This is a genomic window from Paenibacillus sp. LBL (assembly GCF_029893715.1).
GTDB classification, from domain to species: Bacteria; Bacillota; Bacilli; order Paenibacillales; family Paenibacillaceae; genus Paenibacillus_AQ; species Paenibacillus_AQ glucanolyticus.
In genome coordinates this window covers 1-25,568 of sequence record NZ_JARXYU010000029.1, presented here as the reverse complement: position 1 = coordinate 25,568, position 25,568 = coordinate 1, and the positions used below count along the sequence as shown (strand labels likewise).

The window sequence follows — 25,568 nt, the reverse complement described above, 5'->3', positions numbered from 1 at the left end:
CCCCAATCTGTACCATTGGCGCATCTGTTCTATCTTCTAGCGATCTGGTCTACTAACTACCCATTATAGTATAGAAAAAGGAGGATGCTGCATGATTATTTTCAACTACTTGCTAATGTGCGCTATTTTCAGCACAACGTTTCTCGCCATCAAGGTTGGCGTTGAAGCCGGACTGCCACCCTTTTTCTCGGCAGGACTTCGATTCCTTCTGGCGGGCGCACTCATCTTCCTGTGGATGATATCACGGCATAAAGTGAAGCTGAACCTGCTCCTGCGCAAGGAGTTCATTCTGATTGGATTGACCAGCACGTTTATGACATTTGCAACACTGTACTGGGCTGAGCAGCATATTACTTCAGGAATCGCTGCCATTCTGTCGGCAACAGGTCCAATGATGATTCTGATAATTCAATCAGTTGTGATGAGGAAAAAAGCCCGGCGCAGCGATTATTGGGGATGCGCCGTCGGTTTTGCGGGGGTCTGCGTGCTCATCATGCCAAATCTGGTGCTGGGGAGCAATATGATTTGGATTCTGAGCTGTATTGTCATTCTAATCGGGGAGGTCGGATATAGCGTGGGCTCCCTTGCTACCCGCAAACTGTCATTTGACATGCCCGATATCTCGCCGATCACGATCAATGCGGTCCAGATGATGTATGGCGGAGCTGCGTTACTGCTTCTGTCGGTATTCAGTGAACAAGTTCGGTTGCATGATATTCTGACCCTGCCTGCTATAGGCTCTGTATTGTATTTGATGATCATCGGCTCGATGCTGGGTCATAGCCTGTATGCCTGGCTGCTGAAAGCAACGAATGCGTTTTTCCCTTCCACCTGGTTGTTTGTTTCTCCGATTATAGCACTTGGACTGGGCGTGCTCCTGTATGCTGAAGGCATTTCACTCTATTCAATCCTTGGCAGTCTGTTGATTATTGGCGGGATCGTCGTCATCAATCTTCCCGAACTTCGAGCACGCATGAGCGCAAGACGCTTGGCGTCGAACACGCTTTAGAAATAGCACTTGGAGAAAAAAATTAAAACAGCTGCACCTCGTAACCTTCGTTACGAACGCGCAGCTGTTTATGTTTTAATATCCCAGATTATGGTTCAATTGTTAGTCCACTTTCGCACGATAAGATTCAGCAGTCAGCAGCTTCCCGAGAGCTTCCTCCAGCTCACCCTCCACCTCAACCTCAATAATCCATCCGCCATCGTACGGCTCTCCGTTTACAAGCTCCGGCTGGTCTTCCAGTGAATTATTCACTTTGGTAATGGTTCCGGATACAGGGGAATACAGCTCTGATACGGTTTTTACCGATTCAATTGTACCAATGCTATCGCCTGCGGAAACCGCAGCACCTGCCTCAGGCAGCTCAACGAATACGATATCGCCCAGCTGGCATTGCGCATGATCGGAAATGCCGACGCGCACCACGTTTCCTTCTACCTTCAATGCCCATTCATGATCGTCGCTGTACACCAAATTCTCTCTGATTTCACTCATTTACGGATACTCCTCTTTTCTTAAAGAAATGAAATTAAGGTGAATAAATGAAAAAAAAGAACACAAAAAAGGCATTCGCCTTCTCTCTGTCCTCGGTACCTGAGAGTTTGTGATCGACCACGTGTCGCCTTGGTCTTATCTTTCCCCTTGGGTGGCTTGCGCACTCTCCAGAGCTGCATCAGATGGCGGTACTTTTACCTGAGAGATTACTCGTCAGCCCGGCAGGCACAACGGTTTGCTCCTTCGGTGCCGCCCGCAGCAATACCCTTTCCGGCGGTCTCTCCCATCCATCGTCATCCGCATATTCGATTGGCTTATTCTCCCACAGAATAAAACAGGGACGAGGCGATGTCAAGATATCTGACAAAAATTTTAGCATTGAAAATATTTAAGTGAAATAAAGGTTGACACTTTATGGAGAAAGACGTTTATAATAATCACAAGAACAAAGGAAGATCATTACAACTCAATATATTTTCACGCGGATGATGGTAGCGGGAGAGATTACCAACTGGATTGACAGGTAACGCCGAAGGAGTAAGCCGTAACACGGTGAATCTCTCAGGCAAAAGGACCTTTACCGGACGCACCTCTGGAGAGAATTCTAAATGCAGAATCACCCACGGGGAAACTCACACACGCTTTACACAATACTAACATGACATGTGGGGTAACTCTCAGGTACAAAGGACAGAGCAGAAGGATGATTTAATGAGCGGGCTTTTTTTTCGAGCGCCTCTTGTTATCCTTCTGCCTGTCCTTTTTTTGGTGTTCCCCCCTTAATCATGCCAATTAGAAGAGGTGAAGAGATGAGTTCATTACAACGTACACCGCTCTACCCGCTTTATTCCGATTTTCCTTCGGCTCGCTGCATCGACTTCGGCGGCTGGGAGCTTCCCGTGCAATTTTCCGGCATTGTTCAAGAGCATGAAGCTGTGCGCAAGCAGGCTGGCCTGTTCGACGTTTCCCATATGGGCGAATTTATCGTCACAGGAGCAGACGCTGAAGCCTTTATCCAGAAGATGACTACGAATGATGTAACCCGATTATCGGCTGGTCAGGCCCAATATACCCTAATGTGTTACGACAACGGTGGTACGGTTGATGATCTGCTTGTCTATAAACTGTCGGCGGATCAATTCATGCTGGTTGTGAATGCCTCCAACATCGACAAGGATCTCCAGTGGCTTCAGGATCATCTTGCGGGTGATGTCATAATCCGGAATGTATCCGCAGAGACAGCGCTGATTGCAATTCAGGGGCCTGACGCTGTAAACATCATGGCGCAGGCTACCTCCGAGACACTAAGCGAGCTCCCTTCCTTCCATTTTATTCAGAACGCTCAAGTATTCGGCGCGACAGCGCTGCTGTCCCGGACCGGTTACACCGGGGAAGATGGCTTCGAAATCTACTGCTCCGCTGCAGATGCACCTGCCATTTGGAGTGGTCTGTTAGCCGCTGGACAATCACATGGACTCATTCCAACTGGACTCGGTGCCCGTGATACGCTTCGCTTCGAGGCGAAATTGCCATTGTACGGGCAGGAACTTTCAAGCACGATTTCTCCGCTTGAAGCCAGCCTGGGTTTCTTCGTGAAGCTGGACAGCGGTGATTTCATCGGTCGGGAAGCGCTTCAGCAGCAGAAAAATGCGGGTGTACCGCGTAAACTTGTCGGCATAGAACTCATCGACCGCGGCATTCCTCGCTCCCATTATCCTGTATTCAACAGTGAAGGTGAACCCATCGGCGAAGTGACAAGCGGTACTCAGTCCCCAACGCTCAAGAGAAATCTAGGCCTGGCCCTGATCGAAACCGCCTATACAAGCCTGGATTCCGAGGTATGGGTGGAAATCCGCGGTAAGAAGTTAAAAGCCAAAGTGGTTAAGACACCATTCTACAAAAGAGGAGCTGCCTTATCATGAAGCATCGTTACTTGCCTATGACCGATCAAGATCAGGCCGACATGCTTGCCGCAGTCGGTGCGGAGACGATCGAGGATCTGTTTGCCGATATCCCGAAAGCTGTCCGTTACAACGGAGTCATCCCTATGTCGAAACGACTGGGTGAGCCGGAACTTCTGAAGCATATGCGCAGCCTGTCGGATCGCAACGCCGATTTTGATCGCTATACAAGCTTTCTGGGCGCCGGTTTATATGACCACCATATTCCCGTTGTGCTCAATCATGTCATCTCCCGCTCCGAATTCTATACCGCTTATACGCCTTACCAGCCGGAGATCAGTCAGGGCGAGCTTCAAGCAATCTTTGAATTTCAATCCTATATCTGCGAATTGACCGGCATGAAGGTCGCGAATGCCAGCATGTATGACGGATCTACGGCACTTGCCGAAGCTGCAGCGCTTGCCAGCGGGGCGACTAAACGCAAGAAAATCGTCATTTCCCGCGCTGTTCATCCAGAAGCACGGGAAATCGTTCTCACATCGGCTCATGGCCTCGACCTGGAAGTCGTTGAAGTCGGCATTGTGAATGGGGTTACCGACCAGAAAGCTCTCGCTGCCGCGATTACAGAAGATACAGCGGCCGTACTTCTGCAATCGCCGAATTTCTTCGGCTGCATTGAAGATGTGAAGTCGATCGAACCGTTGGTGCATGAGAAAAAATCGCTCCTTGTGCTAAGCGTTAATCCGCTCTCCCTTGGTTTGCTGGAATCTCCAGGCGTCCTTGGGGCCGACATTGTGGTCGGCGATGCTCAGCCGCTTGGTATTCCTGCATCTCTTGGTGGACCCACCTGCGGTTTCTTTGCGGTATCCGAGCCGCTGATGCGCCGGATTCCCGGTCGTATTGTGGGTCAAACCGTTGACCAGGACGGCAAACGGGGCTTCGTGCTAACCCTGCAAGCGCGCGAACAGCATATCCGCCGCGAGAAGGCAACTTCGAATATCTGCTCGAACCAGGCCCTGCTCGCTTTGTGTGCGTCCGTTTATATGTCCACCCTGGGCAAAGCGGGCATGCAGGAGGCAGCTCTTCTCAATGTGCGCAAATCCCATTATGCTGCTGAGCGTGCATCCCATGGGTCCCTCTCCCTTCCATTCAGCTCTCCCTTCTTTAACGAATTCGTAATGAAGCTGCCAGAAGGGACTAACATCAAGGAGCTCAACTCGAAGCTGCTGGGTGCAGGTTATATCGGCGGATATGATCTCGGTGTCTCCTATCCCGAGCTTCAAGGATGCATGCTGATTGCCGTAACCGAGCGGCGAACGAAGGAAGAAATCGACCAATTCATTGGCGAACTGGAGGCGATCATATGAAACCGGAAAAAGCATTGATATTCGAACTCAGCAAGCCGGGGCGTGTCGCCTATTCCCTTCCTGAGTGTGACGTTCCGGAAGCGGACCCTGCATCCCTCATCCCAGAAGATCTGCTTCGCAGCAATCCGGCTGAGCTGCCGGAAGTATACGAAGTAGATGTGATACGGCACTACACCGAGCTGTCGAGACGAAACTTCGGTATCGATAACGGCTTCTACCCGCTCGGTTCATGCACGATGAAATATAATCCGAAGATTAATGAGGATGTTGCCCGCTTTGCCGGGTTTGCCAAGATTCATCCGTACCAGCCTGAAGAGAGCATTCAGGGGGCTCTGGAGATGCTCTATACCCTTCAGAACGATCTGGCGGCACTTACCGGCATGGATCAGGTAACGCTGCAGCCTGCTGCGGGTGCGCACGGTGAATGGACGGGTCTTATGCTTATCCGTGCTTACCATGAGAGCCGCGGCGAGAAGCGCACCAAGGTGATTGTTCCCGACTCCTCGCACGGTACGAATCCAGCCAGTGCGACAGTAGCCGGTTACGACACCATCACGATCAAATCCAACGAGCGCGGTATGGTGGATCTGGATGCTCTGCGCGCAGTTGTTGGTGACGATACGGCCGCCCTGATGCTGACGAATCCAAGCACACTGGGTCTGTTCGAGGAGCAGATCGTGGAAATTGCGGAAATCGTGCACGAGGCAGGCGGTCTCCTCTATTATGACGGAGCCAATTCCAATGCGATTATGGGTATTACCCGACCAGGCGACATGGGTTTTGACGTAGTCCATCTCAATCTGCATAAAACAATGAGCACCCCGCACGGCGGCGGCGGTCCGGGTGCTGGTCCTGTCGGTGTGAAGAGTTTGTTGATTCCGTTCCTGCCGAAACCGATTGTATCCAAACGCGAGGACGGCAGCTTCTATTGGGATTACGACAGGCCCCTGTCGATTGGCCGCGTAAAGGCATTCTATGGCAACTTCGGTATCCTGGTTCGTGCCTACACGTATATTCGCACCTACGGTCCAGACGGGCTCCGCCGCGTCTCTGAACTCGCCGTACTGAACGCCAACTATATGATGCATCGTCTGGCTCCATACTACGAGGTCGCTTACCCGGGGCTGTGCAAGCACGAATTCGTCCTGTCCGGCAGAAAGCTGAAAGAATACGGTGTACGTACTCTTGATGTTGCCAAGCGGCTGCTCGACTTTGGCTATCATCCGCCAACCATCTACTTCCCGCTGAACGTGGAAGAATGCATCATGATTGAGCCGACCGAGACAGAAAGCAAGGAAACACTTGACGGCTTCATCGACACGATGATCCAGATCGCCAAGGAAGCTGAAACCACGCCGGAGGTTGTCATCAACGCACCTTATACAACCGTGGTGAAGCGTCTTGACGAAACAACCGCCGCACGCAAACCGGTTCTGAACTGCACTTGCGGTTAATATAGAGTTTGAGCTGTAATACAAGAAAGGGTGTCCCTCGCCAGTTTCTGGCGATTGGGGCACCCTTCTTTTGTGATACGGCATAATATGAACATTTATAATACACTACATCTTCATCCACACAGGCTCTCCGTTCACGGCATCGATAAATTCCAGTATATGCTCTTCCGTTGTTCCTTCCAGATCTGCTCTCCTCTTGTAGACGGGATCATAGATTAATTTGTAGCATGATGTGTTGTCATCACCGTCAATGAACCACCTAAGCGATACTTCGAGATGGTCCGCATAACGGGCAAGCGCCTCCTCGGGCGAAACCATGGACTCAAACCGGCAGGCCTCCAGCTCTAGAATTCTCTCCTTCGACACACTGCGGTAGATAAGGACTTCACCTGTAATGGTACTTACGCTGATATGAACACGCTCGGTCCTGACCCTGTATTGATCAACAAATAACGATAGATGGAAGTTCTCCCGCTTGCGCGGTTCAGCTGCGCCTTGTTCTTCCTCAAGCTCTTGATCCGCTACCGACCCCTCTTCATCCCGCTCCACTTCCAATTGCAAGTATGCCGCATATTCAGGGAAGAACCGCTGCAAGAATCGTTCTGCGACCCTCCAGCATTGCTCACGCGTTAACACCGCTTCACCCTCAGGGCTCCTTTGCTTATAATGCAGCCTTTCCAGATGGCCCGTCGATTTATCAATATGTACCATATAAGCCGCATCAAAGTTTCGAAGTGCGTCTCCCCATCGTCTTTCCATGTATCCGTCAACGGATAACGGGTCCGTTGTGGGACAACTCTCCTGATCCGCGCCAGCTTCATTGTTCGCGAGGTTTTTTTCAAAATAGTACAGAATTAGGTTCTCCTCGTCTCCTCTGGGCCGATCCAGAACGTACCTTGCGGTATCTATCCCAAGCTGTGCCTCCCAGAAGCGAATCAGGCTTGTGTATCCATCCAAGGACATATTCTCCGTTTCGGGGTTTGAATGAGCCATCGCCTCAAGCAATGCTTCTTCAGTCTCTTTGGACGGCTGCTGTATTTCATCATGAGCAGGGGGAATGGGAAACGTAGGCGGCAGCAGATCGTGCTGCAGAGCAAACAAGGGCTCACCCGTCACGGCATCGATCTTGCGACGTCCTTGAGCCGGTTCATAAACCAGACGATGCTGCTCCTCATTCCCTTCCAGTTCGTAAACTGACGGATATAATGTCGTAATGATTAACCCCATATGTATATCCTGAATGATCCGCTCCTTCGCTGCCTCAGGGGTGACGATTTCAGAAGGCCAACCGGGAAGTTCCACCCCCGTGTATTCGTCCGCCTGATATCGGACCACATTTAAATTTTGATCAAGTCTGACTTCACATCCGGTATTAGGCAGAGGCAATCCTCCTACTTCGGCCCTGATTTCGACATCATAGCGGTTTCTCTTAAACTCAGCGTGAAGGGAGGTCAACACTTTATGATCCGGATGAAACTTGCTCATGAACGCTTTCGCGGCCTTCTTCGCCTGTTCAATTGCAACAGCCTCCTCCATCGATTCATGTGACTCCTGTTCGATTTCCAGCCTCATCAGCTGTCCGGTTTTCAAACTTAAAGATACCTCGATTTTATGATCTTTAAGCTGAGGATCCTCCCAAATAAACGTTCTTGCTCTTTCATTAAAACCCTTAGGGGTATTGTCCTCCATAACAAGTCTATAATGCTCAGGTATGAATGTTATTTTTCTAGCTGCCGTCCGAAGGGCGGTCATATCCATCGGCATAATCTCCACTCCGTTTCCTTCTCTATTAGAAAGTTCTGATTTATGATATAAAGTATATAATTATATTTCGCTACGTTCTACCAAGCTGACCAAATACGAAAGTTGCGGTGATGAAATGAATAACAAGGTCAATACCCTGGACATAAACCAGTATCTGGATCGTATTGGATACACCGGCCCAATTGTAAATAGTGCCTATATGCTTGCCAGATTGCAAGAGCAGCATGTGCACACCGTACCCTATGAAAATCTCGATATCCTGGACCGAATTCCCCTTTCCCTAGATATCCCCCATCTTTACGATAAAATCGTGACGAGGCACCGCGGCGGTTACTGCTTCGAGCTGAATGCCCTGTTTGGCTGGCTGCTGCAGGAGCTGGGTTTTGAGGTCACTCATTACTTCGGCCGCTTCTGGCGGGATGAAACCGATACTCCAGCCAAACGCAGGCATCATATTCTGCAGATAAATATCGGGGAGCAGCGCTTTATTGCCGATGTTGGTGTGGGAGGGGCAGGTCCGCGTCAGCCGCTGGAGCTGGTGGATGGCCTGGAGCAAACCCAGGGCAATGAAACCTACCGTCTCGTACAAACAGAAGCATACGGCTGGATGCTTGAGGAGTGGAAGAAGGAAGCCTGGGATCCCGTATTCTCCTTTACGGAGGAACCGAATCTCCCCCGAGATTTCATTACGACTTCATTCTGGTGCGAGCATGCTCCCGAATCGCCCTTTAACAAAACCGCCCGAGTATCCATCCGTACGGCAGAAGGCAGAAACACTGTTGACAATGACGAATTCAGAATCTACAAGCCCAGCGGCGTCCATTCCTTTAAGCCAGGCAACGAGCAGGAATATGCGAATGCGCTCAATACTTATTTTGGCATCAAAATTGCCAAGTCATAAACAAACCCGGGCTACCCTTACAGGAAACCCGGGTTCTTCATGTTAATATTCAATTTTGCGCTCGGCTGAGCTCCAGGCTTGAAAGGGCAGCAAATAATCATCGGTCTGAATCTGCTTCATGGGAATCGAACGCTGTTCCATGGGTGTTGCAATCTCGTCATATATAAAATGATCATCAAACCCGATCTCGGCTGCCTCTTTTTTGGTGCTTGCATAATAGACGGCGTCCGGTCTTGACCAATAGATAGCTCCCAGGCACATCGGGCAAGGCTCGCAGCTGGTATAAATCGTACAGCCCTTTAACTGAAAATCCTCCATATGCAGGCATGCTTCTCGTATCGCTTGCACTTCGGCATGAGCTGTAGGGTCATTCAGAGCAGTAACCAGATTCCGGCCTCTGCCTATCACTTTCCCCTCTTTAACGACAATCGCTCCAAAAGGTCCACCCTCCACATTCTGAACGTTTTGATGGGCTTCCTCGATGGCTATCTGCATCCAGTATTCATGATTATGTACGGTCATTGCGTTAAGCTCCCCTCTATGGTCTCTACTCTCTACGCTCCCGTGGTCACAATCTCACTACATTCTCCTCGGGGCGATTATGTATAATCATAGCATATCTTCCCTCTGTCTCCTCGAATTTTCCAATATCCTAAATAAATGGATTGACGAAATTGTATACGAACGTATACAATCAAATTATCAGGTATACATACGTATACAATTAATTTTGAAGGAGGTCGTGCTGCATGCGAAAAGAGGATCAGGATTTGCCGGGCCAGAACCGGGAGGAATTCCGCCATCGCGATAGCCACCATCAGGGCGGGCGTCACGGAAGACGTCTTGAAGAACACCACGGCGGCAGAGAAGGCGGTAAGATGGCGCAGACGTTTCGCAGGGGGCGTGCGCTGTCTTTTCTAGACCATTTATATGTGAAGCGGGATACCTTGAGGAAGCAGGTAAATGACCCCGACTTTCAAGCAATTAAAGACGTGGTCAGCGGAGAGCTGAAGGCCGTGGATCAGATCATTCACGAGTACATTCAAGCTTTTGAGTTGTATGATACGAAGCAGCCCAGTGACAGCCGTTAATGGCTGTTAGACATTGTTTATTCAAACCCATAACCCTGACAGAGGTATAACTTGGAGCGTGATGATACTTGATCAGAAAGTTTTTTTCGTACTATCGTCCTTATAAGGGATTGTTCATTCTTGATTTTACGTGCGCGGTCATCGCCGGACTCCTTGAGCTTGCTTTTCCGCTGGCCGTTAGCAAATTTATTGATGATCTGCTGCCAAGCCAGGATTGGCCGTTGATCCTTATCGCCTGTATCGTCCTGCTGTCCATCTATGCGCTGAACACCGCGCTGCAATATATTGTGACCTACTGGGGACATATGCTGGGCATTAATATTGAAACGGATATGCGGGAGAACATGTTCTCTCATATTCAGAAGTTATCCTTCCGTTTCTTTGACAACAACAAAACCGGCCACCTCATGGGCCGCATCACGAATGATCTGAACGATGTCGGAGAAGTAGCTCACCATGGGCCGGAGGATGTGTTTATTGCCATCATGACATTGCTCGGATCGTTCTCCCTAATGGCTTACATTAATCTGGAGCTTGCACTGCTAACCTTCATCATCGTGCCATTCATGGCATGGCTGATCATCAAATTCGGCGGGAGGATGACAACAACGTATAGACAATTGTTCGGGAATGTAGGGAATTTCAATGCCCGCATCGAAGACAACGTTGGCGGTATCCGTGTCGTTCAGTCGTTTGCTAATGAAGAACATGAGAAGAAGCTGTTTGCCGAGGAGAATAAGCAGTTCCGTGCCACCAAGCTGCTGGCTTACAAAACCATGGCAAAGAGCATGTCGGTCAGCTATATGCTAATGAGATTAATCACGGTGTTTGTTATGATCTGCGGTGCCTGGTTCTTTATCCAGGGCAAGCTTGAAATGGGTGAGTTCATGGCATTCCTGCTGCTCTCCAACATCTTCTTCCGCCCGATCGAGAAGATCAATGCGGTTATCGAGAGTTATCCCAAAGGCATTGCCGGCTTTAAACGTTACCTGGAGATTATGGAAACCGATCCGGAAATCGCGGATGCCCCTGATGCCGTTTCCCTCTCCTCCGTCCGGGGAGATATCCGCTTTGAAGGGGTAACCTTTGGATATGAGTCGTCAAGAACCATTTTGAATAACATTCACCTGTCGATTCGTGCCGGGGAAACCGTCGCGTTTGTCGGTCCTTCCGGTGCGGGCAAAACGACGATCTGCAGTCTGCTCCCCCGCTTCTATGAGGTGGAGCAAGGCAGCATTACGGTTGATGGAATCGATATCCGGGATGTCCAATTGCGAAGCCTGCGCAAGCATATCGGCATCGTGCAGCAGGATGTCTTCCTGTTCTCCGGCACGATCCGGGACAATATCGCGTATGGCGATTTACATGCAACCGATCATCAAATCTGGGAAGCCGCTCGGCGAGCATCGCTGGATGACCTGATACGCAGCCTGCCAGACGGCATGGAGACCATCATCGGGGAACGCGGAGTCAAGCTGTCCGGCGGTCAGAAGCAGCGATTATCCATTGCGAGAATGTTCCTTAAGAACCCGCCGATTCTGATCCTGGACGAAGCCACGTCCGCACTGGATACAGAGACGGAGGCCCAAATCCAGAAGTCGCTTGCAGAACTGTCGGTGGGCAGAACAACGCTGGTTATCGCTCACCGCCTGACCACGATTCAGAGTGCGGACCGGATTATCGTCGTGAATTCCGATGGCATTGCCGAACAGGGCACACATCAGGAATTGATTCATTCCGGCGGCGTGTACAGCCGGCTTCATCAAGTTCATTAAGCATATGAAAGAAGGATGGTTCCCGGTTGTAAGGGAGCCATCCTTTTTATGTTGCCAAGCACACTCTTCGCTTGCACCGAAGGCCTTACAAAATTTCAGCAGGACTGCACAACAGCATTCGTTCAAATTGTCCATGGATAAAAAAGTTGTTGCGAGGAAACATTAATGGCGTACCGCAATGACTATGGTTATAGGAGGCGCTTTATGTTCTACATCTACAGTATCGGCTTGCTCTTCGGCGGTCTGTCGATCATCAATCTCGTATTTTCATACCAAACCAAGCATATCCAGCATCTGTTCTGGCCTACGCTGCAGTTTCAGTTGTTCATGCTCCCCTTGTTCCTCATTGCCAATATGTGCATAGGATACGGGATCCGCTATGGATACAAAGCTACCGATCAATTAGGCTACACCCTCATCTTCTCTAAATGCCTGGAAATCCTGATTTCATTAGGAGTGGCTTACCTGTTCCTGAAGGAAGTTCCGACTTGGAAGAACTGGGTCGGCATCGGAGTCATTGCGGTTGGCATCTTCCTTGTTAAACAGAAATGAACACACCATGCACCGGTTTCTTTTGCCGGAATCTTAAATTTCGTGTCCTCTTCATCCCTTAAACCGTCTTGGAGATTTGGTATCATCTGCGGCTATACTTACGTTCTCTTCCCCATCCAGCCTTGCTCAAAGGCATAGCGGGTAAGCTGAACCCGATTCTCCAAATGCAGCTTTTGCAAAATATTTTTCAGATGATTCTTGACGGTATTCTCGGATATGCACAAGGCGACAGAGATATCGCGATTGGACAAACCTTCGGCCACGCGGCCCAGAATTTCTCTTTCCCGTGCGGTTAGCGGACTGTTGCCTGGATCCGGTTTCTCTTGCTGCGAGAACTCCTTTAGTATTCGAAAAGCGAGTTCACGGCTCATCGGCGCTTCGTCCACGGCTATAGCTTTCAGATATTCATGCCACGATTCAGGATTCAGGTTTTTTAACAGATACCCCTGCGCTCCGCGCTTCAAGGCATCAAACAGATGGGCGATATCATCGGATACCGTGACCATCACGATTTTAACGTAAGGAAACTTGTCCTTGACCTGCTTGGTCGCTTCTAGTCCGCCCATTCCAGGCATCTGAATATCCATCAGGATGATGTCAGGCATCCATTTCTCCGTGAGCTCCAGGGCTTCCTCGCCGCTCTGCCCCTCAGCTACCACCTCAAAGGTAGAATCACTGCTCAAGATGGTGCGGATTCCTTCTCTCGCAAGATCGCTGTCATCGATGATTAATACCCGAAAAGGCTGTTTATTCATTAGGTGATCTCCTTCCGAATGCTAATAATCGTTTTGTTATGCAGTCTTTCCATCATGAATTTCCAGCCCATGGCCTCTGCCCGGTCTCTCATAATTTTGATCCCGTATCGGTTGCTGCTGAGCGGCTTGTTCAACTCAAAGCCCCTTCCATCGTCGCTGACGGAACACTTCCAGCCTGAGTCCGTTTCTACCGCCGTTATGCATACATGCTTTGCTTCGGCGTGTTTATGGATATTCAATAAGGATTCCCTTATTGAGGCCAGAAGCTCCACTTTTTCCTTGGCAGACAGCATCGTGTCCGGAATATCCCACTGTATATCAAATTGGAGGTTGGTCTCCTGCTTAATTTCAGTTATCAGACTGTTCATGCTCTGCATCCAGGAGACCGACTCCGGATCTATAGGGTATCTGAGATTGGCGATTGCCTCTCTCACATACGTATTGGCACGATGCACACTCTCTTTGACCTCCTGATACGGAAGTTCCCCGGAGTCTCCGATGGCCTCCATCCGATCGATCTGAGCATTCAGCAAAAACAGGGATTGTGCAATGCCATCATGAAGCTCGCGGGCAATTTTCTCCCGCTCCTGCAGGGATGCATGCAGCGCCCGGGCTTCATTCAGCTCCGCCTGGTTACGCTCTATCAACGAGAACAGCTGCGTCAGAAACAGAATGGATACCAAAAACACAATCACCGGCGCAAGCCAATTCCCTAAATCCATCGATATATAAGGCAGCAGGAACTCATGGCGAACATACTCCCAGATGCCAATCGTCAAGGTTGGAATGATTAAGATCAACCATTTCATTTGTTTATAGGACATGTTATTTCCCGCCTTCGTTAATTTCATGACTTATCTCGTGATGTCTGGTCAAGCTCGTTATTCCCTCATTGTAATCAATATCATTATATATCGGTATGGCTCCAAAGAGCTATTGGAGATCGGATTGGCTTGACTGAACCCGCTGCATAAGACCCAGGATACGGCTGTAATCATCCAGCTCGCCGACGACGCGATCAACCATGATGCCGTTCTTATCGATCAGAATTGTCGCTGGCAAACCTGTGATGCGGTACAGGCGTTTCACTTGATTGTCCTGATCCAGCAAGATCTTGAATTCCAGATCATAGCGTTCTGCAAACCGCTCTACGATGGCTGCGTCTTCTCCGACATTGACGGCCACCACCTCCACGCCATGCATTTTCTTGGAAGCCTCGTTCATAAGAGGGAGCTCGTTAACACAAGGGTTGCACCAGGAAGCCCAGAAATTGAGCAATACCCCCGATCCCCTGAAATCACTCAGTTGTATCTCCTTTCCGTCCATCGTGGTTAACGTAAAATCAGGGACTTCATGGCCGATTCGAACATCGGCTTCGTTAGCGGTGTATGTAAGAACCGACTTCATTGTCAGAATGACAATGAGGATCAGTGCACTCCCTAACAACAGGTGCCGGATCACTCGAATATTTCCTGTGGAAATTTTGCGAATCATATTGACCTCCTTTAAGCATCATCAAAATATTGTCAAAAACCGATGAAAATGACTACTTCGAGCCATAGGTGCTAGATAGAGTCGCATCTATAATAACAATTGTAAGAAAAATTCCAGTTTAACAGGGAGTAATGATTGATGAAAAGTATGTTAGAAGAGGATGCTATCACCCCAGCAACAAGATCCAAAAAACCGCGTGTCCGTTGGACGACTTCCCTTTATCAGTCGGTATGGAGATGGCATTTTTATGCTGGTATTATTTTCGCACCGTTTCTGATTATTCTGGCGTTCAGCGGGTCCATGTATCTGTTCAAGCCGCAGATTGAAGGGTACTTGTACAAGGACATGCTCACTGTACGCGAAGTGGGCTCGCAGGCACTCCGTCCATCCGAGATCATTGCCAAGACAGAGGGTGCTTATCCGGGTACCAAGATATCCTCGATCACCCTGCCTGATCACCCGGAGTCCACGTTCAGAATGTCGGCCATACGCAATGAACAATCCGTTATCCTGTATGCCGATCCCTATTCAGGCACGATCCGCGGGATTCAGAACAGCGACCAAACCTTCTCCGCTTTCTTCAAAAAAATGCACAGCCAATTGCTGATGAGCGGAACATGGCCGAACCGGCTCGTCGAGCTATCAGCCTGCTGGGCCGTCATCCTTGTCATTACAGGTCTCTATTTATGGTGGCCGCGCAATAAATCAGCGATATGGGGTACGCTGCTCCCCCGATTAGGCAAACGAGGCAGCCGCACATTCTGGCGTGATCTCCATGCCGTCCCTGCTTTTTGGCTGTCCATCAGCATCGTGATTCTCATCCTCAGCGGACTTCCGTGGTCAGGCGTACTGGGTAAACAAATCGATCGGTTTGCCAATGCCACGCATACCAATTATCCCCCGTATGCATTAGGTTTTATGGACAAGCCCCAATCGGTTACGGTCGCAAAAGATGTTGCCGAAGACATTCCATGGGCCGCCGAGAACATTCCGGTACCTGCATCGATGAGCGGCAGCTATATCCGTTTGGATGTTAATGAAATGACCGGAATCGCAGACCAGAAAAACGTTCAGAAGCCTTACACCATCTCCATGCCGAATGGAAACAGCGGGGTGTACACCATCTCTACCGACCATAAGAAGCCCGGTCTTAATGCTACGCTGCATGTCGATCAGTATAGTGGAGCCATCCTGACCGATGTTCGGTTTCAGGATTATGGCATCATGGCCAAAGCGATCACGCTCGGCATTGCCTTCCATGAAGGACGATTGTTCGGGGTTGCCAATCAGATTCTTGGCCTCTTGACCTGCATCGGCATCATGCTTATCGCGATCAGCTCCTACTTCATGTGGCGTAAACGCAAGCCTTCAGGGAAGCTTGGAGCACCGGGCCGGGCGAAGGAAAAACGACTGACCATAGGGGTGCTGGCGATTATGCTGTGCTTTGGGGTGATCATGCCGCTGGTCGGTGTATCCATTCTGGTTGTCTTGCTGCTCGATGTACTGATCATTCGTCATATTAAACCACTAAAACACTGGTTTACAGCCTAGGAGGAGTTGCGCAAATGCCATCTAAAATAAAAACAGCTGTATTCGGTTTGTTGCTCATGATGCTCTTGCTGTGCGGATGCACTTCCCATGATCCGTCCCCATCGGCAGACGGCCTTCTCCCTCACCTGTCGGTTGACTTACAGATCACAACAAGTGCGGATTCGGACAACAACAAAACCTTCTCCGTTGCCATCGAGGACAATGAACAACCGTTCCAGGATGCCGATCGGGTGCAATTTGAAATTTTCCCTGAGAACGATCCGGAAGCTGTACAAATGGTTGAGGGTCACCAAACGAAACCGGGACTCTATGAAGCCAGCCAGAAACTGGATAAGGGACTCTATGTTGTAACGTGCCGAGTCCACTCGAAGGATTATCAGGTGATGCCTTCCCGGTATTTTGCGATTGGCAATGAAGCAGTCGAGAAGCTAGCTCTAATCGAACAGTCCCTTAAGGGCGACGCTGTCCAGACTCCTGACGGAGGAGGACACCACCATCATTAAGAACATACGATAAGCAAAAGAGCCGTCGTGAGCAGGTCAACTGTCACTTACGGCTCTTACTCATCTGGGAGCATCGGCTATACCGAATAAATAATCGAATGCTTTTTCCATGCCTGATGAACCCAACTGCTGCCGAATATCTTCACCGGACCCTTCGAAACGAATCGCGCCTTCCTTGAGAAATAATATTCGATCTGCCAAAGCCTCCGCGATGTGGAGCTGATGTGTTGAGAATAACACCGTCTGACCTCGGTACGCCGCTTCGCGAACCATTTCCACAAAGCTTTGCATCCAATAGGGATCCATACCGTTCGTGGGCTCATCCATGATGATAAGAGGGGACTGCCCCAACAATACTTGCGCAAACAAAACGCGCTGCCGCATCCCCTTAGAGAAGGAGGAGACCGTTTTTTTTTCGGTATGCTCCAATCCGACCCGGGCAAGCATATCATCGCCATGCTTTGCCGTCAGTCCCTTAAGTTTTGCCCAGAAGGCCATCGTCTCCCTTGCTGTCAGTCCAGGACTGAATCTGTAATCGTCAGGCATATAACCGATAAGTTCCGCATATCCTCTGCGGTTCTCCTTCCAGCTCCAATCCCCTACCCGGATGTCCCCGCTGGTGGGCTGGATGATTCCGGCCAGCATCCGGAGAATCGTACTCTTGCCGGCGCCGTTTCCTCCCAGGAGAGCCACAACCTGTCCCCTTGGAATCTTCAGGTTTAGCTGGTTGACGATGATCTGACCCTTGATCGTTTTGCCTACATCGGTCATTTGTACAAATGTTTCACTCATCGCGCTCTCCCCCTCTCCCACAGCCAGTGAGTCAAACCGGTTGATGCCCCTACCCAGACCAGAATGGCTATGATATAACCCGCCGAACCCATCGGCTGCCGAATCCATCGGACCCAATCGTAATACTGCGGTCCGAGAACGGAGCCGCCGCCTAGTTTCACCACAGCAAATATCCGCGACAATTCTGCAGGATTAAACAAGGTAAACACAGAAATGCTGGGTTTTATCCAACCGTAAGGCATCATGCCAAGCACCGCAATAAGCAGAGGTGACCATGCGATAATGGCGAAAAACCATACCGCAACAGCAACGGTCAATGCTTGCCAGCGATTGACAGCCACGGTGCCGATCAGAAAGGATACCGCCAGAAACATAAGCGCCAGACTGATCGAATAGCCATATAACAGAATGTAAGTATGTGCGTCCAGACCTCTGCCCGTGATCCACCCCATAACGGCCGACAGGCCAAAGCCGAAGGAAACAAGAACAAACAGAACGACAGCAAGCCCCGCAAACTTCCCTAATATAAAAGACAACGTTCGGAGCGGATAAGACGATAGAAGCTCCCAGCTTCCGTCCTCCTTATCGCCTGTCAGGGAGAACGCGCCCAGCATCAACGTCATCAGCGGAAGCAGGTACAATATCAAATTCAGCATGGTACCCGTTATGCTGGAGTATCCCTCCACATAGCCGCCGTTATTAATAAGCAGCAAACATAACATAAACAATCCAAACAGTCCCATGAATGAATAGGACCACGGATTGCGAAACCCCATCTTCATTTCTCTGACGGCAATATGCACCGCATCATTTACCATGATGTTCTTCTTCCTTGTGGGTCTCTTCCGCATCAGCTGTTTCTTCAGTGTGGGAATGGTCATGTGAGCCCATATCCATCATGTCTCGGTTGACTTCCCAGGAATGGTCCTCCAATTGTTCGGCTGTCATGAGTTTGCCTGTGCCTTGTTCCTTCATGAACGCCTCGGCCTCCGTTTTTTGTTCAAACGAAACCAGACCGTATGCCATCGGTGTTTTGATAGAGGCGTCATAAACGTAATAGGCTTTTTCGTATTTGAGCCATTGGCTGCTGTTATAATCCCTGACAAACGTAGCGCCTACCGTATCGGTACCATTTTGCGTGATCCATTCATTCATGCAGCCAATATCATCAAATTTTAGCGACTGACCGTCAGTCGTGATGATTTGAGTCGCAAATACGTCATCTTTTATCGCCATGTTACAAATAACGCAGCGATCGGTTTCTTCATTAATAGCCTGCGGTTTATAGTCCTTGCTCCCACAAGCGGTCATCAGCCAAACGGCCAATATACACAGCGCAGTTAGCGAAACCCGGTACGATTTGGAACTTCTTGTCCATTTCATCATTCTCTTCTCCTTGCCCATTGTAAAATAGATAACGTTAAGATCAATAAAGCTGCTCCGATAAGTCCGCTTGCGGTAGACGAAGCTTTTTGGCCGGAAGTTTGATCAGAGGTCAACGGAACCATGAGCGGTTCCTCATCGGTGATCCAGGTATTCTGGTCAGCCTGGTACAGTCCTTCCAGAAATACCATGCTCGGTGATTGGAAGAAAAGCTGGAATGCCGGTCGTTTTTTAATAAGCCCCTGAAAAAAAGGATTGATCGCATACGCAATGTTGCTGATGCCGTCACCGTCCGTGTCAATCCCTTGGAACGAGTCCCAATAATTACGATCAAGTGAATTGTTGGCGCTGTCCTGGGCCAATGTTTCGGCAACATTCCCGGACAGGGTATTGCCCGTGATGAGGTTGTCCCGTGCACCCAAGAGCTGAATGCCGATAAAATTATTCGCAATCTCATTATTCTCCATCCGATTGTTCTCGGATTGTTCCAGATACAGACCCACCCGGTTTCCAATCACCTTATTGTCCTTAAATAGAGAGTCCTGTACCTGAAAGATCAGGATTCCTTGCGAGTTTACGTTCTCGCTTTGTTTTCTGAACACGTTCCCGGTTAACTCTACCTCACGGCTCGCCATGATCATCGCCCCGGTATAATTGAAATTCCCTTGGTTATTCTGAATAACGGCTCCTTTTGAATACATGCTGTGAATCCCGTAACGGGAATGTTCAATCACATTAAGGGTCAGTCGATTGTCATCGCTATTCTCCATATAGATCCCATCATGCACTCGCTGAATCGTATTATCGCGAATGATGTTCCGATGCGAATTATACAAGTCGATCCCGTTTCCCTTATCAAACAGCTTCACGGCCCGGCCTGCCGCCGAGTCACTCCACTGAATGATATTGCTCCTGAATTGCCCATCATTCGCATCCTCGAGGACTATGCCTTGTGATGCTGTCTGAATATTCATGTTCTCCACAACGGTGCGGTCCCCTGTTATGAGAAGCGCAGGAATTTTAGATGGAGACTCGTTAATGATCTGAATACCCGAAATTTTCACATCATCTGCTGCAATATGTATGACTGACCTCGTGTTAGGGTTGGCGTTTACGATGGATACGCTTCCTTCCGTCTCCGCTTCCAGCGTAATCTTCTTCGATAGTATTAATGACCCTTCATAAACCCCGGATGGAACCCGGATGCGCTCCCCTGGGTGCGCCTGATCTATCAGGGCTTGCAGCTCGCCAGTGCTCGAAGTTGTATTGGCCAGTTCTGCTTCGGCAGTTGAGACAGAGATGATTGCCTGTCCTATCAAGACGGCTGCAACCATTATGAAACAGAGGATTGCGGTTTTATTTCGCCTTCTTGTCAACATATCGCATCGACACCATGAACTGGACGAATGCCAAAGACCATCACTCATTTCCCTCCCTGCTCGTATTGGAATGAACTGATTATATCAATGGAATTGAATTTGTCCTATGACCATATCGAGCTATATGCTAACGAAATCGTCTCTGATTTATGGACAGATTTTTCACAATTATGGGGTCATCTTCAGCCCTGAGATATTCCCTCACAGTGCTATGCACTGTAATAACCTATTTACAATCGGAGTACATATCGCTTATAAAGAGGTAAAGGTATCCATTCATTCCATTTCCGATGAAGGGGGCTGCCGTTGCATGGAGCAAAAAATTGCAGTGATCATTGTACACGGATTGGGAACACAGAAAAAAGATTATGCGGATAAATTTATGCAGAAATTAAAAGAAACCTTCTCTCGAACATCCGGAATTCCGCATGATCAATTGGCAATGGAAGCCGTGCATTGGGCCGATGTTTTTGCGTCTCGTGAAGATGAGTTAATCCGCAGCAGCATAAAGCCTTATCGTTTGCGTTACCAGCAGCTCAGGCAGTACGTCATTCATAATCTGGCGGATGCGGTAGCTTATCAGCCCGTGGAATCCGAAGACCAGAACTACGAAGCCGTCCATCGGACCATCAGTGAAGCCCTCCACAGACTAACCTTATCCGCCGGTCCCCATGCTCCGTTATGTGTCATCTCGCATAGCCTGGGGAGCGTGATCGCAAGCAATTTCTTCTATGATCTGCAATTCTCCTCCCGCGGACACCGTCTGGTCATTGACCCGAAATCTCCCTTGGAGCGAGGCGAACTGCTGACGTTGTTCTACACTCTGGGTACTACCTTGCCCCTGTGGAGCATGCGCTACCGTGACTTTGACAGACCGATCGAGGTTCCTTCCGAGCAGTTGAAGAACTACCATCACCAGCTTCTCGGCGAATGGGTTAATTTCTATGATGCAGACGATATCCTCGCATACCCCCTCAAAAACGTAAATGAAGAATATGATCGCACCGTGCGTAAAGATGTGGCCGTTAATGTTGGAAACTGGTTGACAAGCTGGAATCCGCTCGCTCACAGCGGTTATTTCTACAGCAAACCGATACTGGAATATATCGCCTCTAATTTAGAAGCTACTTGGCGTGGAATCAATCAACTTTAACAAGATAAATAAGCAATGCCGCAAAGACGAAAGGTCTTTGCGGCATTGCTATGATGCGTGACAATGAACGCTACCCGTTATGAGCTTGCTTTTCTCACCCTGTTTCTTCACCGTACCACAGCTGACGGAAGCTCTCGCTTGAACGCAGCAGCTGCTCTGCTGTACCTTCAGCTTCGATTACTCCACCGTTTAATACTATGATATGGTCGGCATGATGAAGAGCCGCCTTCCGATGAGACACAACAAGACATGTCGCGCCGTCTCGATCGCGGAAGAGCCGCTCCCATAACTTCCGCTCTGTCTCCACATCGAGTGCGCTGGACAAGTCATCGAACACATACAACTGTGCGTCCCGCACCAGCATTCTGGCGGCAGCAGTCCGCTGCGCCTGACCGCCGGACAGCTTCACCCCGCGCGGACCGACCATCGTCTCCAGACCATATTCCAGATGCTTCATATCATCTTCCATAACGGCTTCATAAAGCGCGCGATCCAGGCTTCCTGGCTGTTCGGATATTCCAAGCAGGATGTTGTTGCGCAGTTTGTCGCTATACAGCCTGGGTATCTGAGCGGTGTAAGCACTTTGAGGTGGAATGAAGAAATCCGCTGGCTCTGCCACCTTCTCGCCGTTCCACCGAATTTCACCGGCTTCAGCCGGCAGCAAGCCCAGCAGTGTGCGAACCAGTGTCGTTTTGCCGCTGCCAATCATCCCCGTAACAACGGTAAAGGAACCGCGTTTCAGCGTGAAGTCAATGTCCGAGATGCCGCGTCCGGTTTCAGGATATTGATAGGAGAGTCCCCGTACTTCCAATATCGAGAGGGGAGGTGCCTGAATATAAGTGCTCTCCCCTCCGTCTTCAGCCATGGAGATGGCTGAGTTCTCCATCATCCCCATAGCCTCTGAATCCCGTTCAGCCACACGACTTCCGGTTTCTTCGCCATGGCTCCTGCGTTTGCCCTTAACTCGACCGATACCGATATAGTTGGCTGCTGTAAGCAGTGACGCAGGCGCCCCTTGCAGCATCGTTTTAATCCGCTGAAAGCTGACCGCCATCTGTTTGTAATAGGTCATGAAGTTGCCTACGTTGGATATGAGCTGGGTAACAAAAGTTAAATAATATACAAAGAGAGACAGGTCACCGACCGTAAAATCGCCATTCCGCATCTTGAAGCTGGCAAGGACAAGAATCAGCCCTGTACCCAAATTGACAGAGTTGGTGAATATGGAGGACAAGGTTTCCGTTAACAGCTTATCCTTAACCATCGATTGACGCCGTTTCTCACTAAGGCTTAAGAACCGGTCGACTACGCGTTTCTCGGCGCCAGCCACCTGAATGGCCTGGACATTGGCAAACATTTCACTGATCGCCCCGGTTACCTTAGCCGTTGATTCCCGGCTTGCCGCCCTGTATTTCTGAATGCGTGCCGTTGCGATTTGTGCTGCGGTTACCACCAGAATTAACGGGACAAATACGAGAATCGTAAGCTGCAGATCAATGGAGATGAGAATCCAGCTGGCAACCATAACAAAACCGATCAGTCCCAGAGTATCCACCGACCAGCTGGTGGCTTCTTCGGCCTGATCAACATCATCTCGGAAATTGCTAATTGCTTCCCCGGGGGAACATGGAATTGCCCGTGCTCCCGGTTCTTTCATAACATGGGACAGCATATTGCGGCGCAGCAAGGTGCTGATACGGAACCGAAAATGCACGTCTGTCATAAATCCGCCGTAGATAAGTGCGATCCGGGCTAAAGCTGCACCAATCAGAAGCACCGCAATCGCCCAGACTCCGTAAGGGAAAGTATATGTACCCTCCAGATGATCGAAGAAGGCCTTGGTCAGCAGTCCGGGAACCAGCGGTGCCATATGAATGAGGGACCATGCCAGCAGGTTCAAAAGATATAGACCGGGGCGGTAAAGAATCAGCCGCCAGAAAAAATGTCTTGTTTTCATGCCAGCACCTCCTCCATTCCAACGGCAAGCATGCGGCTAAACCGCGACTGCGGATCTGAAGCAAGCTCATCCCGGCGTCCGCTCTCAAGCGTTCTTCCATTCTCCAGAATGAGAATGCGGTCGGCACGTTGGACGGTAGCCAGACGATGTGCAATGATGATGCACGTCTTCTCCTGCAGCAAACGCGTAATGGCTGCTTCAATCCGGTATTCGGTTAACGGATCGAGTCGCGATGATGCCTCATCAAGGATAACGAGGCCTGGATCCGTCAGGAACACGCGTGCGAATGCCAGCAGCTGGGCCTCGCCTGCAGACAGGCTGCCACCGCCTGAGGCGAGGTTCGTATCTAATCCATTCGGAAGGGAGGCATACCAATCCCCGAGACCGAGTTCTTCCAGAACGGACACGATATCGCTGTCAGCGATTCCCTCATCAAACAAAGTCAGATTGTCACGGACCGTCCCTTCAAGAATCTCAATATTTTGCGTGACCATGGCAACTTTTCGACGCAATTCATGGAGCTTGCAGCCCCGGATATCCATTCCTGCAAGCTCGATGCTCCCCTCCTGGGGATCATAGAATCGCAGCAGCAGGCGTGCAATCGTTGTTTTACCGCTGCCTGTACGCCCTAACAATCCTAACGTCTGCCCAGGCTCCAGACGCAGCTGCAGATCTTCAAGCGTCGCTTTCCCACCTTCTTCATACGCAAACTTCAGATTGCGGAATTCCACTGACAACGGACCAGACGGAAGCTGAGCTCCCGGGCCGTCTTTAATCAGTGATTCGGTCGCGAGCAGTTCCCGGACCCGCATCAAACTGGCATCTGCCTTTTGCAGATCCTCCAGCTGGGTACGGATCTTCTCGATCGGCTTCGCAAGGAGTTCCGTGTAATAGAAGACAAGATAAATGGAACCGATCGTCAAGCCGCTCTGTCCATTCTTCCACAGAATGAAGCACACAATAAAAGCGGCGGCATTTCCGAGCGCAAACACCAATATCGTTGTACTCCACATCAGAAAAAATCCAATGAACGCCCGAACGCGAACCGGCAGCATGCGTCTGGCCATCTCATAGAATCGGTTCATGACATATCCTGCGGCTCCATTGGCACGCGTATCCTCCGTACCTTCGAGGTGCTCTCCAATGAATCCATAGAAGTCCGCATTCAGCTCGCGCCACCGCTTCCATACCGGTATGGCAAACTGCCGTATCCGTTGAATAACGTAGATGCTTCCGATAACAAACACCGTCATCACAAATCCGATCCAGAAGTTCTCCCGGTACAAAAGTGCCAATATCCCGATCATGAGGATCAGATTGCCGAACAAATGGATAATGAAACTGGAGAAAAAATTAGCAAGTGCGTTGACGTCGCCGTCCACCCGCTCGATTAACGAGCCTGACGTTTGCGTTTTGTGAAAACTCATATCCAAAGAGAGACAATGCTCCGCCAATTCAGCACGCAGCTTGTTGGTTGTCGTCCAGCCCAGGTTCTCGCTGTAGTAGGCCGCCGCAATGGATACGCCTTGCTGAAGCAATGAAAATACGATAAAAAAACCGGCCGCGTAATAAAGGGAGGTCATGCTGCCCTCTCCTTGTGCCGTATCGATAAAATACCGGATGATCTGCGGATTAATCAGCTGCAGTCCAATGGAAAATAACAGCAGCCCCGTTAAAGCTGCCAGCAGCCTTTTGTGAGGGAATACATATCGGACAAGCATGTCCCGGTAGACACCAACACCCGCGGTCCTTCGCTTGCTTTTTAACATTTGATCGCTTTGCATTCGTTCATAATCCCTCCCGCTTCGAGTAACACGTCGTAGGAAGCTGCTTCACAGCAATCCCGTTCAAACTATTCGGATTACACAGCGACAGAAGATTGAATAAGATCATGCCATTACCTTCCGTAATCCATCAGGAACATCGCTATGCTGCCTTTTCTAATAGCTGGTTCATTTCCGATCCCTATCGTTCATTCCCCCGCCCCCATCACTTGAAGTCAACGTTTAAACAACCCTATTGATAATAATAAGCTTACTGGGAAGATATGACAAGAACGTGGGTTCCCGTTTTTCAAAAAAATCACAGCAATTTTGAATTCATCTAATTAATATTTAATGATGTAAATTAAATTGCAATTGAAAGCCCCCCTCCCCCAGCCTTTATCCAATCATATAAAAAAGCCCTGGCTCCGAATGGCGGAAGGGACTGACCCCATAGCGTGAGACAAATTAAAACACCTTCAAGAGAATGCAACCATGTCGTAAGATATGGAGACAACCTTGGAGGTGTTTT

At 49.7% G+C, this 25,568-nt stretch carries 23 protein-coding genes and 3 riboswitches; of the genes, 11 read left to right on the top strand and 12 right to left on the bottom strand.

Going from position 1 to position 25,568, the window contains the following annotated elements; genetic code table 11:
- Window positions 1–91 precede the first annotated feature (91 nt).
- Window positions 92–1,009, top strand: a complete 918-nt coding sequence (locus tag M2277_RS30550) for a DMT family transporter (protein ID WP_280756324.1) — start codon at window positions 92–94, stop codon at window positions 1,007–1,009.
- A 102-nt stretch (window positions 1,010–1,111) separates the two neighbouring features.
- On the opposite strand, the gene gcvH is transcribed toward M2277_RS30550, so the two are convergent.
- The gene (gene gcvH, locus M2277_RS30545; RefSeq protein WP_006210786.1) at window positions 1,112–1,501 is read right to left on the bottom strand and encodes a glycine cleavage system protein GcvH; all 390 of its coding nucleotides are present in this window, start codon (window positions 1,499–1,501) and stop codon (window positions 1,112–1,114) included.
- Window positions 1,502–1,677: 176 nt separating this feature from the next.
- Window positions 1,678–1,798, bottom strand: a riboswitch (glycine riboswitch).
- A gap of 188 nt (window positions 1,799–1,986) precedes the next feature.
- A riboswitch (glycine riboswitch) is annotated at window positions 1,987–2,088 on the top strand.
- A 3-nt stretch (window positions 2,089–2,091) separates the two neighbouring features.
- A riboswitch (glycine riboswitch) is annotated at window positions 2,092–2,197 on the top strand.
- 113 nt (window positions 2,198–2,310) lie between these two features.
- On the opposite strand from gcvH, the gene gcvT reads away from it, so the two are divergent.
- From gcvT to gcvPB, 3 genes are read left to right on the top strand one after another with little or no spacing between them, the layout of a single operon-like run.
- Window positions 2,311–3,423: a glycine cleavage system aminomethyltransferase GcvT gene (gene gcvT, locus M2277_RS30540; RefSeq protein WP_148247373.1), complete on the top strand. Its 1,113-nt coding sequence runs from the start codon at window positions 2,311–2,313 to the stop codon at window positions 3,421–3,423.
- Window positions 3,420–4,769, top strand: coding sequence for an aminomethyl-transferring glycine dehydrogenase subunit GcvPA (gene gcvPA / locus M2277_RS30535; RefSeq protein WP_280756323.1), 1,350 nt, complete (start codon window positions 3,420–3,422; stop codon window positions 4,767–4,769). The genes gcvT and gcvPA overlap by 4 nt, the downstream gene beginning before the upstream one ends.
- A complete protein-coding gene (gene gcvPB, locus M2277_RS30530; RefSeq protein ID WP_280756322.1) occupies window positions 4,766–6,223 on the top strand; it encodes an aminomethyl-transferring glycine dehydrogenase subunit GcvPB in 1,458 nt (485 codons plus the stop codon). Before gcvPA ends, gcvPB begins: the two co-directional genes overlap by 4 nt.
- 105 nt (window positions 6,224–6,328) lie before the next feature.
- Here gcvPB and M2277_RS30525 read toward each other — a convergent pair whose 3' ends face one another.
- The gene (locus M2277_RS30525; RefSeq protein ID WP_280756329.1) at window positions 6,329–7,987 is read right to left on the bottom strand and encodes a YcdB/YcdC domain-containing protein; all 1,659 of its coding nucleotides are present in this window, start codon (window positions 7,985–7,987) and stop codon (window positions 6,329–6,331) included.
- Window positions 7,988–8,102: 115 nt separating this feature from the next.
- On the opposite strand from M2277_RS30525, the gene M2277_RS30520 reads away from it, so the two are divergent.
- On the top strand, window positions 8,103–8,888 hold the full coding sequence (locus M2277_RS30520) for an arylamine N-acetyltransferase family protein (RefSeq protein ID WP_006210795.1): 786 nt from the start codon (window positions 8,103–8,105) through the stop codon (window positions 8,886–8,888).
- Window positions 8,889–8,930: 42 nt separating this feature from the next.
- Here the strand turns inward: M2277_RS30520 and M2277_RS30515 are convergent, their stop codons facing one another.
- The gene (locus tag M2277_RS30515) at window positions 8,931–9,410 is read right to left on the bottom strand and encodes a nucleoside deaminase (RefSeq protein WP_280756321.1); all 480 of its coding nucleotides are present in this window, start codon (window positions 9,408–9,410) and stop codon (window positions 8,931–8,933) included.
- 227 nt (window positions 9,411–9,637) lie between these two features.
- Here M2277_RS30515 and M2277_RS30510 point away from each other — a divergent pair, with 227 nt between their 5' ends.
- From M2277_RS30510 to M2277_RS30500, 3 genes are all read left to right on the top strand, one after another.
- Complete coding sequence (locus M2277_RS30510; protein ID WP_280756320.1) at window positions 9,638–9,979, top strand: hypothetical protein; 342 nt, start codon at window positions 9,638–9,640, stop codon at window positions 9,977–9,979.
- 68 nt (window positions 9,980–10,047) lie between these two features.
- Complete coding sequence (locus M2277_RS30505; protein ID WP_036639361.1) at window positions 10,048–11,754, top strand: ABC transporter ATP-binding protein; 1,707 nt, start codon at window positions 10,048–10,050, stop codon at window positions 11,752–11,754.
- Window positions 11,755–11,958: 204 nt separating this feature from the next.
- Window positions 11,959–12,306, top strand: coding sequence for a hypothetical protein (locus tag M2277_RS30500; RefSeq protein ID WP_006210800.1), 348 nt, complete (start codon window positions 11,959–11,961; stop codon window positions 12,304–12,306).
- 98 nt (window positions 12,307–12,404) lie between these two features.
- Here the strand turns inward: M2277_RS30500 and M2277_RS30495 are convergent, their stop codons facing one another.
- The 3 genes from M2277_RS30495 to M2277_RS30485 all read right to left on the bottom strand — a co-directional run bounded on the left by M2277_RS30495 (window position 12,405) and on the right by M2277_RS30485 (window position 14,555).
- The gene (locus tag M2277_RS30495) at window positions 12,405–13,061 is read right to left on the bottom strand and encodes a response regulator (RefSeq protein WP_036639363.1); all 657 of its coding nucleotides are present in this window, start codon (window positions 13,059–13,061) and stop codon (window positions 12,405–12,407) included.
- Window positions 13,061–13,885, bottom strand: coding sequence for a sensor histidine kinase (locus M2277_RS30490; protein ID WP_006210802.1), 825 nt, complete (start codon window positions 13,883–13,885; stop codon window positions 13,061–13,063). The genes M2277_RS30495 and M2277_RS30490 overlap by 1 nt, the downstream gene beginning before the upstream one ends.
- Window positions 13,886–13,994: 109 nt before the next feature.
- Window positions 13,995–14,555 carry a redoxin domain-containing protein gene (locus tag M2277_RS30485; protein WP_280756319.1) on the bottom strand — a complete coding sequence of 187 codons (561 nt, stop codon included), beginning with the start codon at window positions 14,553–14,555 and terminating at the stop codon, window positions 13,995–13,997.
- Window positions 14,556–14,693: 138 nt separating this feature from the next.
- Between M2277_RS30485 and M2277_RS30480 the strand changes: the two genes are divergently transcribed.
- Together M2277_RS30480 and M2277_RS30475 are read left to right on the top strand one after the other, a co-directional pair.
- Window positions 14,694–16,106: a PepSY-associated TM helix domain-containing protein gene (locus tag M2277_RS30480; RefSeq protein ID WP_280756318.1), complete on the top strand. Its 1,413-nt coding sequence runs from the start codon at window positions 14,694–14,696 to the stop codon at window positions 16,104–16,106.
- A 14-nt stretch (window positions 16,107–16,120) separates the two neighbouring features.
- The gene (locus tag M2277_RS30475) at window positions 16,121–16,609 is read left to right on the top strand and encodes a FixH family protein (RefSeq protein ID WP_280756317.1); all 489 of its coding nucleotides are present in this window, start codon (window positions 16,121–16,123) and stop codon (window positions 16,607–16,609) included.
- A gap of 60 nt (window positions 16,610–16,669) precedes the next feature.
- On the opposite strand, the gene M2277_RS30470 is transcribed toward M2277_RS30475, so the two are convergent.
- The 4 genes from M2277_RS30470 to M2277_RS30455 are packed head-to-tail and all read right to left on the bottom strand — an operon-like array spanning window position 16,670 to window position 20,163.
- Window positions 16,670–17,401: an ABC transporter ATP-binding protein gene (locus M2277_RS30470; RefSeq protein WP_148247380.1), complete on the bottom strand. Its 732-nt coding sequence runs from the start codon at window positions 17,399–17,401 to the stop codon at window positions 16,670–16,672.
- The gene (locus M2277_RS30465) at window positions 17,398–18,219 is read right to left on the bottom strand and encodes an ABC transporter permease (protein WP_006210807.1); all 822 of its coding nucleotides are present in this window, start codon (window positions 18,217–18,219) and stop codon (window positions 17,398–17,400) included. The genes M2277_RS30470 and M2277_RS30465 overlap by 4 nt, the downstream gene beginning before the upstream one ends.
- Window positions 18,209–18,787 (bottom strand): nitrous oxide reductase accessory protein NosL, encoded by a 579-nt coding sequence (locus M2277_RS30460; RefSeq protein WP_280756316.1) that lies wholly within the window; start codon window positions 18,785–18,787, stop codon window positions 18,209–18,211. The genes M2277_RS30465 and M2277_RS30460 overlap by 11 nt, the downstream gene beginning before the upstream one ends.
- Window positions 18,784–20,163: a right-handed parallel beta-helix repeat-containing protein gene (locus tag M2277_RS30455; protein ID WP_280756315.1), complete on the bottom strand. Its 1,380-nt coding sequence runs from the start codon at window positions 20,161–20,163 to the stop codon at window positions 18,784–18,786. Before M2277_RS30455 ends, M2277_RS30460 begins: the two co-directional genes overlap by 4 nt.
- Window positions 20,164–20,473: 310 nt before the next feature.
- Between M2277_RS30455 and M2277_RS30450 the strand changes: the two genes are divergently transcribed.
- Window positions 20,474–21,316 (top strand): chemotaxis protein, encoded by an 843-nt coding sequence (locus M2277_RS30450; protein WP_280756314.1) that lies wholly within the window; start codon window positions 20,474–20,476, stop codon window positions 21,314–21,316.
- 94 nt (window positions 21,317–21,410) lie between these two features.
- Here M2277_RS30450 and M2277_RS30445 read toward each other — a convergent pair whose 3' ends face one another.
- Both M2277_RS30445 and M2277_RS30440 read right to left on the bottom strand, forming a co-directional pair.
- Entirely contained in the window at window positions 21,411–23,273 is a 1,863-nt protein-coding gene (locus M2277_RS30445) for an ABC transporter ATP-binding protein (RefSeq protein WP_280756313.1), read from the bottom strand.
- The gene (locus M2277_RS30440; RefSeq protein WP_280756312.1) at window positions 23,270–25,057 is read right to left on the bottom strand and encodes an ABC transporter ATP-binding protein; all 1,788 of its coding nucleotides are present in this window, start codon (window positions 25,055–25,057) and stop codon (window positions 23,270–23,272) included. Before M2277_RS30440 ends, M2277_RS30445 begins: the two co-directional genes overlap by 4 nt.
- Window positions 25,058–25,568 lie beyond the last annotated feature (511 nt).

Coding starts and splice junctions, on each gene's coding strand:
- gcvPB (WP_280756322.1), top strand. CDS start 4,766: ATGAAACCGGAAAAAGCATTGATATTCGAACTCAGCAAGCCGGGGCGT.
- gcvT (WP_148247373.1), top strand. CDS start 2,311: ATGAGTTCATTACAACGTACACCGCTCTACCCGCTTTATTCCGATTTT.
- M2277_RS30440 (WP_280756312.1), bottom strand. CDS start 25,057: ATGCAAAGCGATCAAATGTTAAAAAGCAAGCGAAGGACCGCGGGTGTT.
- M2277_RS30465 (WP_006210807.1), bottom strand. CDS start 18,219: ATGGTAAATGATGCGGTGCATATTGCCGTCAGAGAAATGAAGATGGGG.
- M2277_RS30515 (WP_280756321.1), bottom strand. CDS start 9,410: ATGACCGTACATAATCATGAATACTGGATGCAGATAGCCATCGAGGAA.
- M2277_RS30500 (WP_006210800.1), top strand. CDS start 11,959: ATGTTCTACATCTACAGTATCGGCTTGCTCTTCGGCGGTCTGTCGATC.
- M2277_RS30525 (WP_280756329.1), bottom strand. CDS start 7,987: ATGCCGATGGATATGACCGCCCTTCGGACGGCAGCTAGAAAAATAACA.
- gcvH (WP_006210786.1), bottom strand. CDS start 1,501: ATGAGTGAAATCAGAGAGAATTTGGTGTACAGCGACGATCATGAATGG.
- M2277_RS30550 (WP_280756324.1), top strand. CDS start 92: ATGATTATTTTCAACTACTTGCTAATGTGCGCTATTTTCAGCACAACG.
- M2277_RS30520 (WP_006210795.1), top strand. CDS start 8,103: ATGAATAACAAGGTCAATACCCTGGACATAAACCAGTATCTGGATCGT.
- M2277_RS30445 (WP_280756313.1), bottom strand. CDS start 23,273: ATGAAAACAAGACATTTTTTCTGGCGGCTGATTCTTTACCGCCCCGGT.
- M2277_RS30470 (WP_148247380.1), bottom strand. CDS start 17,401: ATGAGTGAAACATTTGTACAAATGACCGATGTAGGCAAAACGATCAAG.
- M2277_RS30485 (WP_280756319.1), bottom strand. CDS start 14,555: ATGATTCGCAAAATTTCCACAGGAAATATTCGAGTGATCCGGCACCTG.
- M2277_RS30460 (WP_280756316.1), bottom strand. CDS start 18,787: ATGATGAAATGGACAAGAAGTTCCAAATCGTACCGGGTTTCGCTAACT.
- gcvPA (WP_280756323.1), top strand. CDS start 3,420: ATGAAGCATCGTTACTTGCCTATGACCGATCAAGATCAGGCCGACATG.
- M2277_RS30490 (WP_006210802.1), bottom strand. CDS start 13,885: ATGTCCTATAAACAAATGAAATGGTTGATCTTAATCATTCCAACCTTG.
- M2277_RS30450 (WP_280756314.1), top strand. CDS start 20,474: ATGGAGCAAAAAATTGCAGTGATCATTGTACACGGATTGGGAACACAG.
- M2277_RS30475 (WP_280756317.1), top strand. CDS start 16,121: ATGCCATCTAAAATAAAAACAGCTGTATTCGGTTTGTTGCTCATGATG.
- M2277_RS30455 (WP_280756315.1), bottom strand. CDS start 20,163: ATGTTGACAAGAAGGCGAAATAAAACCGCAATCCTCTGTTTCATAATG.
- M2277_RS30510 (WP_280756320.1), top strand. CDS start 9,638: ATGCGAAAAGAGGATCAGGATTTGCCGGGCCAGAACCGGGAGGAATTC.
- M2277_RS30495 (WP_036639363.1), bottom strand. CDS start 13,061: ATGAATAAACAGCCTTTTCGGGTATTAATCATCGATGACAGCGATCTT.
- M2277_RS30480 (WP_280756318.1), top strand. CDS start 14,694: ATGAAAAGTATGTTAGAAGAGGATGCTATCACCCCAGCAACAAGATCC.